This window comes from Streptomyces sp. NPDC031210 (assembly GCF_055570395.1).
Map to the genome: position 1 here is coordinate 1 of NZ_JBVIHH010000015.1, position 14,445 is coordinate 14,445.

Here is a 14,445-nt window from a genome sequence, read left to right on the forward strand (position 1 = left end):
CTCTCCCCAGTCCCCCCCTGCCCGGATCCCCCCTCGCCAACCACCCCCCCCCCCCCCCCCCCCCCCCCCCACCCCCCCCCCCCGGCTGCCGAGGTGCGTGCGCCCTGGGGAGCGCCGGAGTCCCTAGGACAGGAACGAGTTGATCTCGATGGTCTCGTTGCGGCCGGGGCCGACACCGATCGCGGAGATCGGGGCGCCGGACATCTCCTCCAGCGCCTTGACGTACGCCCGCGCGTTCTTGGGCAGGTCGGAGAAGGTCTGCGCCTTGCTGATGTCCTCGGTCCAGCCCGGCAGCATCTCGTAGACCGGCTTCGCGTGGTGGAAGTCGGTCTGCGAGTACGGCAGCTCCTCGACTCGCTTGCCGTCGATCTCGTACGCCACGCAGACCGGGATCTGCTCCCAGCCGGTGAGCACGTCCAGCTTGGTGAGGAAGAAGTCCGTCAGGCCGTTGACGCGGGTGGCGTAGCGGGCGATGACGGCGTCGAACCAGCCGCAGCGGCGGTCGCGGCCGGTGGTGACGCCCCGCTCGCCGCCGATGCGGCGCAGCGCCTCGCCGTCCTCGTCGAACAGCTCGGTGGGGAAGGGACCCGCGCCGACCCGGGTGGTGTACGCCTTGAGGATGCCGATGACCCGGGAGATCTTCGTCGGGCCGACGCCCGCGCCGGTGCAGGCGCCGCCCGCGGTCGGGTTGGAGGACGTGACGAAGGGATAGGTGCCGTGGTCGACGTCCAGCAGCGTGCCCTGGCCGCCTTCGAAGAGCACGACCTTGCCATCGTCGATGGCGTCGTTCAGGATCAGCGTGGTGTCGGCGACGTAGCCACGGATCTGGTCCGCGTAGCCGAGCATCTCCTCGACGACCTGGTCCGCGACGATCGCGCGGTGGTTGTAGAGCTTGGCAAGGACCTGGTTCTTGTAGTCCAGGGCCGCCTCGACCTTCTGGTGCAGGATCGACTCGTCGAAGAGGTCCTGCACACGGATGCCGGTGCGGTTGATCTTGTCGGCGTAGGTCGGGCCGATACCGCGGCCGGTCGTGCCGATCTTCCGCTTGCCGAGGAACCGTTCCGTCACCTTGTCGACCGTGATGTTGTACGGCGTGATCAGGTGAGCGTTACCGCTGAGCAGCAGCTTGGACGTGTCGACGCCGCGCTCGTTGAGTCCGCTCAGCTCGGAGAGCAGGACCGCGGGGTCGACGACGACACCGTTGCCGATGACCGGGGTGCACCCCGGCGAGAGGATTCCGGAAGGGAGAAGGTGCAGTGCGTACTTCTGGTCGCCTACGACGACCGTGTGGCCGGCGTTGTTGCCGCCCTGATAGCGCACCACATAGTCAACGGACCCACCGAGCAGATCGGTGGCCTTTCCCTTGCCCTCATCACCCCACTGAGCACCGAGCAGCACAAGTGCGGGCACAGGCGTACACCCCTTCCGGGCGGGGCATGTCCAACGTGCGGGGATGGCGTCGGCGTGCGTGTTCACGCGGACGTCATCGCTGGAGCCGTTGGACCGGTGCCCCGGAATAGACGAAGCCCCTGGCGCAATAGCGCAAGGGGCTCTTGCACCGAGATGCTACCTGAGGAAGGACCGAGGTGTCGGCGCAGCCTTCTGGGCACTCCCCCGCAGACTCCGTTCGGGGGTACCCCCTGCTCGTGGTCATCGACCCGGCGGCCCGCAGGACGGACGGCGAGTCCGTACGGATCGCGAAGGATGTCCTGTGCGCGGGCGCGGGAACGAAAATCTGCCTTCCCGAAGGGCCCGAGGAATTCGCCCGGGCTCTGGCCCGGCGCGGGCACCGCCGGCCGGTGGTGATCGGGGACGACCGGGCACTGCTGCGCGTCGTGGGCCTGCTCCACAAGGAGCGGGTGCTGGCGCGGGTGGCGGTGGCGATGGTCCCGGTGGGCGCCCCCGCCGCCGTGGCGCTGAGCCGCGCGCTGGGCGTGCCCACGGACACGGTGGCCGCCGCGCGGACCGTCCTGGACGGCGGGCAGCGGGCGATGGACCTGCTCACCGACGACAGCGACGGCATCGTGCTGGGCGGGCTGCGGATTCCCTGCGGGGGCGACGGGCCCGGGCCGGCGCAGGGGCCGGGTGTGTCCGGTGCGGCGTATCGGGGCTATCCCGGATATCCGACGTATCCGGGGCATGGAGCGGACGGCGGGCGCCCCGGAGCCGGCACCGTGGACACGGTCGACGGCCACCGGCCGTGGTGGGAGCCGGCCGCGCGGACCGCGCGGACGGCGCTGTCGCTGCTGGCGGCCCCGGCGGCCGGGCGGTGGGGGGCGCCGCGGCCGGGCGGGCGGGTGCCGCCGCAGCGCCTGCGGCTGCGGATCGAGGCGGACGGCGTCCTGCTGGCGGACCTGGACCGGCCGGTGCGGGCCGTCTCGGTGACGCCGGGCGGGCGGGGTGAGGCCGAGTCGGCGGAGCCGGGCGGGACGCGGCCCACCGGTGAGGGCGGCGGCGGGCTGGCCGAGGTCGTGGTGCACCGGCACGGCGACGCGCGTCCCATACGCGCCCGCGCCCGGGCGGTGACGGTGTCCGGACCGGACTTCCACTACCGGGCGGACGCGCTGGTCGGCGGCCCGGTCAGGACCCGTACGTGGACGCTCCAGGAGGCGGCCTGGCGGCTGACGCTGCCGCGGTAGGGAGCCGGGGGCGCGTCCCCGGTCGCCACGGCGCGCACCTCCCGTCACTTCATCCACAGCCTGTGGATGAAGTGCCCTCCCCGGCACGGGACCGCCGCGGGCGGCGCTCAGCCGCCCGGCGTCACCAGCCGCGCCTCGTAGGCGAAGACCGCCGCCTGCGTACGGTCGCGCAGGCCGAGCTTCACCAGGATCCGGCTCACATGCGTCTTCACCGTCGATTCGGCGACGACCAGGCGGGCGGCGATCTCGCCGTTGGACAGGCCCTGGGCGACCAGCACCAGCACCTCCGTCTCGCGTTCGGTCAGGTCGCCGATCCGTTCCTGGGCCGGGGCGCGCGGGGTGCCCAGGCGGGAGAACTCCGAGATCAGGCGCTTGGTGACGGTGGGGGCGAGCAGGGCCTCCCCGGAGGCGACGATGCGGACGCCGTCGGCGAGCTGGCCGGCCGAGGCGTCCTTGAGCAGGAAGCCGCTCGCTCCGGCGCGCAGCGCTTGGTAGACGTACTCGTCCAGATCGAAGGTGGTCAGGACCAGGACCTTGGCGTCCGCGTCGGCGGCGACGATCTCGCGGGTCGCCTCCAGGCCGTTCATCTCCGGCATCCGGATGTCCATCAGCACGACGTCGGGCTTGAGGAGCGCGACCTTGCGCACCGCCTCGCGGCCGTCGACGGCCTCCCCGACGACCTCGATGTCCGGCATGGCGTTCATCAGGACGGAGAAGCCCTCGCGGACCATGACCTGGTCGTCGACGATCAGTACGCGGATCATGCGGTCCTCCCCCCGGGCGCCGGCTCCCCCGCCGCCCCGTTCGCGACCGGGATGAACGCGGCGACCTCGAAGCCGCCGTCCTCGGTGTGCTCGGCCGTCATCTCGCCGCCCAGCATCTGTACCCGCTCGCGCATGCCCAGCACGCCGTGTCCGGCGCCCGGGGACGGCTTGGCGAGGCGGCTGGGGGCGCCGTTGACGATGCGCAGGCCGATCCCGCCCAGGACGTAGGAGATCTCCACCCGCGCGTCGGCGCCGGGCGAGTGCCGCAGCGCGTTGCTCAGCGCCTCCTGCACGATGCGGTAGGCGGACAGTTCGACGCCCTGCGGCAGCGGCCGGGCCGCCCCGGTGATCACGGCGTCCACGGTCAGCCCGGCGCTCCTGACGCTGGCCAGCAGCGAGTCGAGATGGGCCAGCGTCGGCTGCGGGGCCTCGGGGGCACCGCCGGCGAAGGCGTCGGGGTCCTCGGAGCGCACCACGCCCAGGATGCGCCGCAGTTCGGTGAGCGCGGCGACGGCGTTCTCGCGGATCGTCGCGAAGGACGTGGCGAGCTCCGGCGGGGTGTTCTCGACGCGGTACGGAGCGGCCTCGGCCTGGATGGCGATCACGGACATGTGGTGCGCGACGACGTCGTGCAGCTCGCGGGCGATGGTGGCGCGCTCCTCCAGCAGTGTGCGGCGGGAACGCTCCGCCTCGGTGACCGTCTGCGTCTCGACGACGTGCCGGCGTTCCTCCCGCCAGGCGCGGACCGCGGCGGCGGAGACCAGCACGACGGCGGAGAACACCGCCACCGGCGGCAGATCGGACGTCCCACCGCCGAACAGCGTCGACAGCACGGCTCCCACGGCGAACGTGACCACCCACATCTCCACGGCCAGCCGGGGGCGGGTGCGCAGCACGACGAGGGTCATCACGGCGAGGTGGGTGGCGAACGCGCTCCCCGAGAGGGGGTTGGAGCCGTAGGAGGAGGCCACCACGTCCCCGGCCGGCGCCAGGACGACCGCCAGCAGCGACAGCCAGAAGGCGCCCACCGGGCGGAACAGGGTGATCACCGGGGGCACGGCGACCAGCAGGGACAAGCCGGTCGTCAGGACGCCGCTCAGCGGACCGGCGTAGTAGGTCATGGTGAAGGTCGCCAGGAAGACCAGGGTGGCGAACATGACGACGGCGGTGTGCGGCAGCCAGCGCGCCCAGTGGCGGATCTTCTCCGGCAGCCAGGGCACCCACCGGGACACCTTGGCGTCCTCCAGCGGCGGCAGCGGACGGAAGGCGAAAGCGTCGACGAACAGGTCCTGGCGCAAGCGGTGCAGCGCGCCACGGGCTATCCGGGCCTCGGAGCGCAGGGTGCCCTGCGCCTGGGTCTTCTGGTTCACGGTGACAACGGTAAGCAGCGGGAGCGGTGGTGGCGTCCCCATCAGTGGGGATCTGCGGGGGTCCTTCTCAGGGACTACGGGGGGTGAGGGGTGCTGGGGGTGCGGGCCCCGGCGTCGGGGGCCCGGTGCCGGGGGCCGTCACCGGCCGTCGTCGAGGAGCAGGGCCAGCAGGGTGCGGAACGGGGCGGTGCCGGGGGTGACGGGGGCGTAGTGGCCGACGCCGGGCAGCTCCAGGAGGGTGGTGGCGGCGGGGCCTGCGGCGGTGGCCTCGGCGTAGCGGCGGGAGATGTCCAGCGGGACGTCCGGGTCGTCGGTGCCGTGCAGGAGCGTGACGGGGACGCCGGGGGGCGGCCGGCGGGCGGGATCTGCCGCGGCGATCCGGGCGGCGAGTTCGCCCTGGCCGGGGGCCCGTCCGCGGTCGAACAGCTCGGCGACCGCGCCGTCGCCGAGGCTCAGCTCGTGGGCGCGGGTGAGGTCGGCGACCGGGGAGACGGCGATGACGTGGGTGGCGGGGGTGCCGGGGCGGGTGGCGGTGAGGAGCGCGAGGTGGCCGCCCGCGGAGTGGCCCACGAGGACCAGGCCGCGGGCCGGGCCCGTACCGGCCGCCGTGCCGGGCCCCGTACCGGCCGCGGCCGTCCGGACGGCCACGGCCACGTCGTCGAAGGTCCGCGGCGCGCCGCCGCCCGCGCCGACCCTGCGGTACTCGGCGAGCGCGACCGGCAGCCCGTGCCCGGCCAGCGCGGCGGCGAGCGGCGAAAGGTGGGTGCGGTCGTAGGCCGCGCGCCAGAACCCGCCGTGCAGCAGGACGACCAGCGGGCCGGGCGCGGCGACCGGACCGGCGCCGCCCTCGCCGTGCGGGCCGCCGTCGCCGTGCGGATCGTAGAAATCGACGATCTGGTCCGGGTGCGGCCCGTAGGCCACCGTGCGGTCCGGCGCCACCGGGGCGAGCCCCAGCAGCGCCGGCTCCTCGTCCGCAGCGCTCACCCGCCGTCCCCGGACGGCCCCGGCGCCACATCGGGCAGCGCGCGCAGCACCTGCCCGAGCACCCACGCCGCCCGCTCCGCGTCCGCGAAGGAGGTGTAGAGCGGGGTGAAGCCGAAGCGCAGCACGTCGGGCCGGCGGAAGTCGCCGACCACGCCGCGCCGGATCAGCTCGTCCATCACCGTGCCGGCGAGCGGGGTCCCGCTCTGTTCGAACGCGGCGGAGAGCCGCGGCGAGCATTCCAGCGACACCTGGCTGCCCCGCCGCGCGTGCTCCTTGGGGGTGATCGAGCGGACCCGGTCGGGCGGCGCGTAGGCGTCCACGCAGTCGAGGAAGAAGTCGGTCAGCGCCAGGCTCTTGCGGCGTACGTCCTCGATGGACACGCCGTCCCAGACCTCCAGCGCCGCCTCCAGGGCCAGCATGGACAGGATGTCGGGCGTGCCGACCCGGCCGCGCGCGATGCCCTCGGCCGGCTCGTAGCCGGGGGCCATGCCGAACGGTTCGGCGTGCGAGTTCCAGCCGGGCAGCGGCGAGTCGAACCGCTCCTGGAGGCTCTCGCGCACATAGAGGTACGCGGGCGAACCCGGGCCGCCGTTGAGGTACTTGTACGTGCAGCCGACGGCGAGGTCGACGCCGTGGGCGTCCAGACCGACCGGCAGGGCGCCGGCGCTGTGGCACAGGTCCCAGACCGCGAGCGCCCCGGCGGAGTGCAGCGCGGTGGTGATGCCGGGCAGGTCGTTGAGCCGGCCGGTGCGGTAGTCGACGTGGTTGACCAGTGCGAGCGCGGTCCGCTCGGTGACCTCGTCGGCGATCCGCGCCGGCTCGACCGGACGCACCGCCAGGCCCGTCATGCGCGCCGCCGACCTGGCGATGTAGCCGTCGGTGGGGAAGGTCGTCGCGTCGACGAGGATCTCCGTGCAGCCCTTGCCTGCCATGCGGATGCCGCCGACGACGGCCTTGAAGATGTTGACGCTGGTGGAGTCGCCGACCACGACGCGGCCCGGGCCGGCCCCGAGCAGCGGCGCGATCTTGTCGCCGATCCGCTCGGGCGCGGTCCACCAGCCCGATTCGGACCAGGACCGGATGCGCAGCTCGCCCCACTCGCGGGCGATGACATCGGCTATCCGGCCGGGCACGGCGGCGGGCAGCGCGCCGAGGGAGTTGCCGTCGAGGTAGATGTCGGCGTCGCCGGACACCTGGTCGGGCGCGACGCCGAGCAGGAAGCGGTCACGGAGTGCGGCGAGCGGGTCGGCGGCGTCCCACCGCTCGGCGCGGGCGGCGTGTTCGGCCCGGTCGGCGTGCCGGGGGGCGTCGGCGAGGTCGGCGGCCACGAAGTTCTCAGGGGTCTCAGACATGGCTGCGCGCCGTCCACAGCTCGGGGAAGACGCTCTTGCGGGCCCGCTTCTCCAGCCAGGCCACGCCCGCCGAGCCGCCGGTGCCCATCTTGGCGCCCATGGCGCGCCGGGTCGCCACCAGGTGGTCGTTGCGCCAGCGCCAGACCAGCTCGGCGACGTCCGTCAGGGCCTCGCCCAGCCGGACCAGGTCGGATTCCTGCGAGCCGGCGTAGACCTCGGCCCACGCGGCTTCGACGGCCGGGTCCGGTTCGTAGCGCTCGGCCGGATCGCGCCGGAGCACGGCGGAGGGGATGGCGTAGCCGCGGCGGGCGAGCAGCCGCAGCACCTCGTCCCACAGGCTCGGCTCCTGGAGTGCCTTCTCCAGTTCGGCGTGCTCGCGCGGCGCACCGCGGTGCGGCACCAGCATCGACGCGGACTTCTCGCCGAGCAGGAACTCCAGCCGCCGAAACATCGCGGACTGGAATCCCGAGCCCTCGCCCAACGCGTCGCGGTAGGCGTTGAACTGCGCCGGAGTCAGCCGGGCCAGCGGCTTCCAGGCGGCGTTCAGCGCTTCCAGCTCGTAGGTGGAGCGCTTGAGCGCGTCCATGGCGACGGTGAGGTCGTCGCGGCGCAGCGCCTCGGAGGCGGTGTGCCACTCGTGGACGATGACGGTGAACCACAGCTCCATGACCTGGGTGGTGACCAGGAAGACCATCTCGCCGGGGTCGTCGGAGAGCGGATGCTGGAGGTGGGTGAGCACGCCCGCCTGGACGTAGTCCTCGTACGGGGTGGTGGTCCGGCTGCCGATGCTCAGATCGGGGGCGAAGGACGGGTCCGTCTCGGAGGACGCGCCCGCGCAGGCGGCGGGACCGTTTCCGGTTCCCTTCGCGGGGCCGTTCTCGGGCTCGTTCTCGGCGGATGGCCCGTTTCGGGCAGAAGGCTGCGACATGAGGGACTCCTCAGTGCGAACTACCGGGTAGCGGTCCGCCCCTTCCTTGTCGGCTCGGGAGCCCCGGTCCCCTCGGGCGCGGGATGGCCCGGCCCACGGAAATCATCCGTGCTCGGCCGCGACCGCGCAAGGCCGGCCGCGATCACGCGGCCGGCCCGTTGAACTGCCCGGCGGGGCGGCCGGCCACCACGTCGCGGCCGGTGCGCCCCGGTAAGGGTCCGCCGCCCGTCAGCCGAGGGTGTCGGCCGCGGTCGGCGAGGAGTCGCGCAGGAACGCCGAGCAGCGCTCGTACTCCTCCTGCTCGCCGATCGCCTGGGCGGCGCGGGCGAGGGCGTGCAGCGCCCGCAGGAACCCGCGGTTGGGCTCGTGCTCGAAGGGCACCGGGCCGTGACCCTTCCAGCCGGCCCGGCGCAGGGCGTCCAGGCCGCGGTGGTAGCCGGTGCGGGCGTAGGCGTACGACTCGACGGTGCGGCCGCCCTCGAACGCGTCGTCGGCGAGCTGGGCCCAGGCCAGGGAGGAGGTCGGGTACTTCGCGGCGACATCGGCCGGCGCCGTGCCCGCGGCGAGCAGCTCGCGGGGCTCGGGGTCGTCGGGCAGATGGGTCGGGGGCGGTCCCCCGAGAAGGTTCTCGTGAATGGCCATGACCCAAGTCTGCCCGGTCCGCGGCCCGGAGCGGGCAGCGGCCGGCGTCCGGAGGTGGGAAGTGCCTGGTGGGCGGGCCGGGATCGGGTCTTCGGCGGGGCCCGTCGGCCGCCCCGGGCGGCGTCGGCCACCCGACCGGCGTCGGCCACCCGACCGGCGTCGGCCACCCCGGCTACCGTCCGCCGCCCCGGCTACCGGCGTTCGCCGGCCTCGGCCGAGGCGCCCGGGGTCGCCGGGCGGGATTCTCCCGGGTCCAGCGGCGGTGCGCTGACCCCGCAGTGGTAGGTGCATTCCGGGTGACACGGCTCCTCGGTCGCCGTGCCGCGCAGCACATCGCGCCGTACGGTCAGCCAGGCCAGGAGCGCGCCGGCCAGCAGGACGCCCGCGCACAGCGGCATCGCCCGCCGGAACGCCGCCGCGAACTCCTCCGCCGAGCGGTAGGTGTCCGGGCCCATGCCCACCAGCAGCGGCAGCGCGGCCACCGCGACCAGCCCGGCGACGCGCGCCGCCGCGTTGTTGATGCCGCTGGCCAGGCCCGCCCGGCCGACGTCCACCGACGCCAGGACCGTTGAGGTGAGGGGCGCGACCAGCGTGACCATCCCCGCCCCCAGCACCACCATCGCCGGCAGCACGTCGACCGCGTAGGAGGCGCCCGGCCCGACCCGCGTCATCAGCAGCATCCCGGCCGCGCACAACACCGGGCCGACGGTCAGCGGCAGGCGCGGTCCGATGCGCTGCGCGAGCGCGCCGGAGCGGGCGGAGAGCAGCAGCATCAGCACGGTCGTGGGCAGCAGCGCGGTACCGGCCGCCAGCGCCGAATAGCCCGCCACGACCTGGAGCTGGAGCACGGACAGGAAGAAGAAGCCGCCGAACGCGGCGTAGACGCACACCGTCACGGCGTTGACGGCGCTGAACTGCCGGATGGTGAAGATCGCCGGGGGCAGCATCGGATCCGCCCGCCGCCGTTCGACGCCGAGGAAAACCACCCCCAGCAGCACCCCGGCCACGGCCGGCCCGACCACCGCGACCGTGGCGCCCCCGCCCGGCGCCGCGATCAGCGCGTACGTCACCCCGGCCAGCGCCAGCGCCCCCAGCACCGCGCCCGGCACGTCGAAACCGCGCCGCGCGGGGGTCTCGCGCAGCACGGTCTCCGGTACGTGGCGCAGCGCCACCGGTACGCAGAGCGCGGCCACCGGCACGTTCAGGAAGAACACCCAGCGCCAGCCGGGCCCGTCCACCAGCCAGCCGCCGACGAAGGGTCCGACGGCCGCGGCCACCCCGCCCAGGCCCGACCACGCGCCGACCGCCCGGGCGCGGTCGTCCGGATGGAACACCGCCTGGATCAGCGCGAGCGAGCCGGGGGTGAGCAGCGCCCCGCCGACGCCCTGGAGCGCACGGGCCGCGATCAGGACCCCGGCGTTCGGCGCCAGGCCGCACAGCAGCGAGGCCGCCGCGAACCAGATCACGCCGATCACGAAGACCTGGCGCCGGGCGGTCGGGGTCCCCGCGGCCGAGCGACGCCGCGACCGGGGGAGGTCGCCCAGCGCGCCGCCCGGCAGGATCAGCGCGGCGAGGGTGAGCAGGTACGCGGTCAGGGTCCATTGCAGGGCGGCGAGGTCGGCGTCCAAGTCCACGCCGATCCGGGGGAGGGCGACATTGACGACGGTGCTGTCGAGCATCGCCATGCCCGAACCCAGCACGGCGGTCAGCAGCACCCAGCGGCCCTGCGGCGAGGACAGGCGGACACCGCCGGCCGGGCTCGGATCGGTCATACGTCGAGCATGCCCGCACCAGGGGCCGGGCGCCCACCCCGGCGCTCCGCAGCCCGGCACGCCGAAGGGCTCCGCACCCTGACCGGATGCGGAGCCCTTCGTGAATCGCGGGGTGCGGTCGGCCGTGCCGCCCGCCCGCTTACTTGAGCTTGGTGCCCGTGGAGCGCAGGTTGGCGCACGCCTCGGTCACGCGCTTGGCCATGCCGGCCTCGGCCAGCTTGCCCCAGCTCCGCGGGTCGTAGGTCTTCTTGTTGCCGACCTCGCCGTCGACCTTCAGCACACCGTCGTAGTTACGGAACATGTGGTCCGCGACCGGGCGGGTGAAGGCGTACTGGGTGTCGGTGTCGAGGTTCATCTTCACGACGCCGTTCTCCAGCGCGGTGGCGATCTCCTGCTCGGTGGAGCCGGAGCCGCCGTGGAAGACGAAGTCGAACGGGGCGGCCTTGCCGTACTTGGTGGCGACGCCGTCCTGGAGGTCCTTCAGCAGCTCGGGACGGAGGACGACATTGCCCGGCTTGTAGACGCCGTGGACGTTGCCGAAGGAGGCGGCGAGCAGGTAGCGGCCCTTCTCGCCCAGGCCCAGCGCCTCGGCGGTGCGCAGCGCGTCATCGACCGTGGTGTAGAGCTCGTCGTTGATCTCGTGGGTGACGCCGTCTTCCTCGCCACCGGTCGGGGTGATCTCGACCTCAAGGATGATCTTGGCGGCGGCGGCCTTGGCGAGCAGCTCCTGGCCGATGGCCAGGTTGTCCGCGAGGGTCTCGGCCGAGCCGTCCCACATGTGGGACTGGAAGAGGGGGTTCAGGCCCTTGGCGACGCGCTCCGCGGAGATGTCCAGCAGCGGACGAACGTAGCCGTCGAGCTTGTCCTTGGGGCAGTGATCGGTGTGCAGCGCGACGGTGATGTCGTACTTCGCCGCCACGACGTGCGCGAACTCCGCCAGCGCGACGGCGCCGGTCACCATGTCCTTGTTGTGCTGGCCGCCCAGGAACTCCGCACCACCGGTCGAAATCTGGATGATGCCGTCGCTCTCGGCCTCGGCGAAACCACGCAGCGCTGCGTGCAGAGTCTGCGTCGAGGTCACGTTGATGGCCGGGTAGGCGAACTTGCCTGCCTTCGCCCGGTCGAGCATCTCGTTGTAGACCTCGGGGGTTGCGATGGGCATCTGTCCGCTCCTTGTGTGTGCGGGTGTGCGTTCTTGGCCCTGACCAGGGGGCGAGGACTTCGCCGAGGCACATCTTCCCAGACTCGGCGCTTTGCTCCACATCCCCCGCACGTCGCGGAAGAACGAGGGGACCGGTTTCACGTGAAACCGGCCCCCTCGTGAGTTTCACGTGAAACCTGCCCTCCGCGGACCTCAGTCCAGGCCGAGGTCGCCGAGCTGGTAGCCGGTGATGTACGGCAGCCCGGCCTCGGCGATGGCCGAGGCCGCGCCCCGGTCCACGATCGTCGCGACCGCAACGACCTCGGCGCCCGCCTCACGCGCCGCCTCGACTGCGGTCAGCGGCGAACCACCGGTCGTGGAGGTGTCCTCGACGACCAGCACCCGGCGGCCCTTGATGTCCGGACCCTCGATGCGGCGCTGCATCCCGTGCGCCTTCTGCGCCTTGCGCACGACGAAGGCGTCCAGCCGCTGTCCGCGCGCGGCGGCGGCGTGCAGCATCGACGTGGCGACGGGGTCGGCGCCCAGCGTCAGCCCGCCGACCGCGTCGTAGTCCAGGTCGGCGGTGATGTCCAGCATCAGCTTCCCGACCAGGGGCGCGGCCTGGCCGTCCAGCGTGATCCGGCGCAGGTCGATGTAGTAATCGGCCTCCTTACCGGATGACAGCGTCACCTTGCCGTGGACCACGGCCTTGTTCTTGATCTGCTCCAGCAGCGCGCCGCGCGTGCCCGACGGCCTTACTTCGTTGACGTCCTCGCTCATGCGCATGAGCTTAGGACAGCGACCGCCAGCTCCAGGTCGTGGAGATCTCCAGCGGATCGATCGGCGTGACCAGGCGCGGCAGTGTGTTCAGGCCGTTGGGCGGGCCGGACTGCGGCTCGACGCAGACCGCCTCCGCCTGCTCGTCGTAGACCACGACCCACTCGGCGCGGCTGGTCACCTTCAGCTCCAGGAGGCCCGGCCAGGTCAGCGTCACGTCGACGCCCTGCGGCATGCCGAAGCAGTCGTCCCACGGCCCGGGCTTCGGCGAGATGCGCCGGCCGGTCGGCAGATGGTCCGCGCCCCGCTCTTCCTGCCACTCGGGGGCGAAGTCGAGCAGGACGCCGTCGCCGGCCCGGGAGTCCGCTGCCGGTGCCTCGCCCGCAGCGTCGTCCTGGGGGGCGCCGAGATGCCGTACGAACCACGGGTGCCAGCCGACCTGCGCGGGAAAGGAGTCGGAGGTCGCCTCGACGCCCATGGTCAGGGTGAGCGAACCGCCATCCGCGGCGAGCTCGACCAACTGCGTGACGGTCCCGGCGTACGGCCAGGGAGCGGCCGGATCGGCGAGGTCGTAGACGAAGGCGGCCGCCGTGTCGCCGGCCCGCGCCGTGCGCCAGCCGACCTCGCGGCCGGTGCCGTGGATGGCGTGCGGCGCGGCGTTGACCGGCATCTGGTGCAGCGCACCGCCGGTGCGGAACCGCCCGTGGTCGAGCCGCCCGCACCACGGCACCATCGGGAAACAGCCGTACCCGGCACCCTGCCGCAGCAGCTCCCGGCCGCCGATCCGGAGGCTGCCGATGCGGCACCCGTCGTCCGGATGGACGGTCAGTTCGGCTTCCCCGGCGGCCAGTCGTACGCCGCTTCGCCGCGTCCGCGACACGTTCTGCGTGGTGTTGTCGGTGCTCACGGACCCGACCCTAGCGGTGCGCCGGAGCGGGCGGCCGGACGCCACCCGCCGCCGGGCGCACCGACCGCCGGGGAGCCCAGGTCAACGGCGGCGACGCAGCACCCGGCCGACGACCACCGCGGAGGCCAGCACGACCGCGGCGGCGGGAGCCGCCCAACGCAGCGTCGCGGAGGTCGCGTTCGTCTCGGGGGCCGGCACCGGCGCGTACCGCCCGCGCGGCGGGGCGTGGTCGACCTCCTCCGCGCTGCGCCCGATCATCGTGCGGCGGGCGTGCGCGGCCTCGGCGGGGACGTCGTCGTCCACGTCCTCGTCCAACTCGTCGTCGTAGGCGTCCATCGCGTCGTACGCGGCCGCCGCGTCGCCGGCGTCCACCGCCCCGAGCGACTCGTCCGCGCCGAGGGCTTCGTCGGCACCCAGCACGGCGTCGAGCGCTCCGCCCGCGTCACCGGCCTCGCCGGGGGCGTCGAGGACGGGCGGCGGCATCTCGGCGTCGAACAGCCGCGACCCGGCGGCCGCCGCGTCCTCGCCGGTCTGCCCGCTCCCGCCGGAATCCTCGTCCCCGGCCACCGGCCGCTGCTCCAGATCCAGCGCCAGGTTCTCCGCGAAGCGGTCCAGCAGGCGGCGGCCGGCGGCGGCCGCGGCCTGCTCGGTGGCCTCGGCGAGCCGACCGTCGCTGCGGACCGTGCCGGCACAGGTCAGTGTCGTGCCGGGCCCCGGCTCGGTGGCCGGCGACAGCCGAACGGTCAGCGCCAGCGAGGCGGTTCCCTCACCCCGCGCCTCTGTCCCCTCGGCCTCGACGGCCACCCGCGCACCCGACTCGTCGGCCACGGCAGCCGTCAGCGTGCCCCGGTAGGTGATGGTGGAGCTGCCGATGCGCAACCGCAGACGGCCCTCGGGCCGGTGCGGGGCCGTACCGGCGTCGAGCTGGACTCCTGGGACGCAGCGCGCCACGCGCTCCGGATCGGTGAGCGCCTGCCGCACGGTCCTGACGGGAAACGGAACGTACACCTCATGCTCCATGACATGGGAGCCTAATTCCTTCCCCCGCGCCCGTGCCCGCTCCGGCACAACTTTCCCCCACCCGCCGCGCCACCGCGCCACGGACCGCCGCCCACCGACCGGCCACCGGCCACCGGCGACCCGCATCCGCATCCCGCGGCCCGATGCGC

General features: G+C 73.7%; 13 protein-coding genes. 1 reads left to right on the forward strand and 12 read right to left on the reverse strand.

Going from position 1 to position 14,445, the window contains the following annotated elements; genetic code table 11:
* Nucleotides 1-123: 123 nt before the first annotated feature.
* Nucleotides 124-1,410, reverse strand: coding sequence for an adenylosuccinate synthase (locus ACZ45Z_RS25220; RefSeq protein WP_468366542.1), 1,287 nt, complete (start codon nucleotides 1,408-1,410; stop codon nucleotides 124-126).
* Nucleotides 1,411-1,646: 236 nt separating this feature from the next.
* Here ACZ45Z_RS25220 and ACZ45Z_RS25225 point away from each other — a divergent pair, with 236 nt between their 5' ends.
* Nucleotides 1,647-2,639, forward strand: a complete 993-nt coding sequence (locus ACZ45Z_RS25225) for a diacylglycerol kinase catalytic domain-containing protein (RefSeq protein ID WP_468366545.1) — start codon at nucleotides 1,647-1,649, stop codon at nucleotides 2,637-2,639.
* Between the two features lie 107 nt (nucleotides 2,640-2,746).
* On the opposite strand, the gene ACZ45Z_RS25230 is transcribed toward ACZ45Z_RS25225, so the two are convergent.
* The 11 genes from ACZ45Z_RS25230 to ACZ45Z_RS25280 form a co-directional block, all read right to left on the reverse strand.
* Nucleotides 2,747-3,403, reverse strand: coding sequence for a response regulator (locus ACZ45Z_RS25230; protein WP_468366548.1), 657 nt, complete (start codon nucleotides 3,401-3,403; stop codon nucleotides 2,747-2,749).
* Nucleotides 3,400-4,815, reverse strand: coding sequence for a sensor histidine kinase (locus tag ACZ45Z_RS25235; protein ID WP_468366551.1), 1,416 nt, complete (start codon nucleotides 4,813-4,815; stop codon nucleotides 3,400-3,402). The genes ACZ45Z_RS25230 and ACZ45Z_RS25235 overlap by 4 nt, the downstream gene beginning before the upstream one ends.
* Before the next feature lie 96 nt (nucleotides 4,816-4,911).
* Nucleotides 4,912-5,757 carry an alpha/beta hydrolase gene (locus ACZ45Z_RS25240; RefSeq protein WP_468366553.1) on the reverse strand — a complete coding sequence of 282 codons (846 nt, stop codon included), beginning with the start codon at nucleotides 5,755-5,757 and terminating at the stop codon, nucleotides 4,912-4,914.
* Nucleotides 5,754-7,109, reverse strand: a complete 1,356-nt coding sequence (kynU, locus tag ACZ45Z_RS25245) for a kynureninase (RefSeq protein ID WP_468366555.1) — start codon at nucleotides 7,107-7,109, stop codon at nucleotides 5,754-5,756. The genes ACZ45Z_RS25240 and kynU overlap by 4 nt, the downstream gene beginning before the upstream one ends.
* Nucleotides 7,102-8,037 (reverse strand): tryptophan 2,3-dioxygenase family protein, encoded by a 936-nt coding sequence (locus ACZ45Z_RS25250; RefSeq protein ID WP_468366557.1) that lies wholly within the window; start codon nucleotides 8,035-8,037, stop codon nucleotides 7,102-7,104. The genes kynU and ACZ45Z_RS25250 overlap by 8 nt, the downstream gene beginning before the upstream one ends.
* A 228-nt stretch (nucleotides 8,038-8,265) precedes the next feature.
* Nucleotides 8,266-8,679, reverse strand: a complete 414-nt coding sequence (locus tag ACZ45Z_RS25255) for a DUF3151 domain-containing protein (protein WP_468366559.1) — start codon at nucleotides 8,677-8,679, stop codon at nucleotides 8,266-8,268.
* A gap of 191 nt (nucleotides 8,680-8,870) precedes the next feature.
* Entirely contained in the window at nucleotides 8,871-10,451 is a 1,581-nt protein-coding gene (locus ACZ45Z_RS25260) for an MFS transporter (protein ID WP_468366562.1), read from the reverse strand.
* Between the two features lie 139 nt (nucleotides 10,452-10,590).
* On the reverse strand, nucleotides 10,591-11,613 hold the full coding sequence (gene fbaA / locus ACZ45Z_RS25265) for a class II fructose-bisphosphate aldolase (RefSeq protein ID WP_468366565.1): 1,023 nt from the start codon (nucleotides 11,611-11,613) through the stop codon (nucleotides 10,591-10,593).
* A 192-nt stretch (nucleotides 11,614-11,805) separates the two neighbouring features.
* A complete protein-coding gene (gene pyrE, locus ACZ45Z_RS25270) occupies nucleotides 11,806-12,372 on the reverse strand; it encodes an orotate phosphoribosyltransferase (protein ID WP_468366568.1) in 567 nt (188 codons plus the stop codon).
* A 10-nt stretch (nucleotides 12,373-12,382) separates the two neighbouring features.
* Nucleotides 12,383-13,276, reverse strand: a complete 894-nt coding sequence (locus ACZ45Z_RS25275; protein ID WP_468366570.1) for an aldose epimerase family protein — start codon at nucleotides 13,274-13,276, stop codon at nucleotides 12,383-12,385.
* An 81-nt stretch (nucleotides 13,277-13,357) separates the two neighbouring features.
* Nucleotides 13,358-14,296 carry an SRPBCC domain-containing protein gene (locus ACZ45Z_RS25280; RefSeq protein ID WP_468366573.1) on the reverse strand — a complete coding sequence of 313 codons (939 nt, stop codon included), beginning with the start codon at nucleotides 14,294-14,296 and terminating at the stop codon, nucleotides 13,358-13,360.
* Nucleotides 14,297-14,445: the final 149 nt, after the last annotated feature.

Bases quoted from the DNA above. Each gene is read 5' to 3' on its own strand.
- ACZ45Z_RS25230 (WP_468366548.1), bottom strand. From the start codon at position 3,403: ATGATCCGCGTACTGATCGTCGACGACCAGGTCATGGTCCGCGAGGGC.
- ACZ45Z_RS25235 (WP_468366551.1), bottom strand. From the start codon at position 4,815: ATGGGGACGCCACCACCGCTCCCGCTGCTTACCGTTGTCACCGTGAAC.
- kynU (WP_468366555.1), bottom strand. From the start codon at position 7,109: ATGTCTGAGACCCCTGAGAACTTCGTGGCCGCCGACCTCGCCGACGCC.
- ACZ45Z_RS25250 (WP_468366557.1), bottom strand. From the start codon at position 8,037: ATGTCGCAGCCTTCTGCCCGAAACGGGCCATCCGCCGAGAACGAGCCC.
- ACZ45Z_RS25255 (WP_468366559.1), bottom strand. From the start codon at position 8,679: ATGGCCATTCACGAGAACCTTCTCGGGGGACCGCCCCCGACCCATCTG.
- ACZ45Z_RS25260 (WP_468366562.1), bottom strand. From the start codon at position 10,451: ATGACCGATCCGAGCCCGGCCGGCGGTGTCCGCCTGTCCTCGCCGCAG.
- fbaA (WP_468366565.1), bottom strand. From the start codon at position 11,613: ATGCCCATCGCAACCCCCGAGGTCTACAACGAGATGCTCGACCGGGCG.
- pyrE (WP_468366568.1), bottom strand. From the start codon at position 12,372: ATGAGCGAGGACGTCAACGAAGTAAGGCCGTCGGGCACGCGCGGCGCG.
- ACZ45Z_RS25280 (WP_468366573.1), bottom strand. From the start codon at position 14,296: ATGGAGCATGAGGTGTACGTTCCGTTTCCCGTCAGGACCGTGCGGCAG.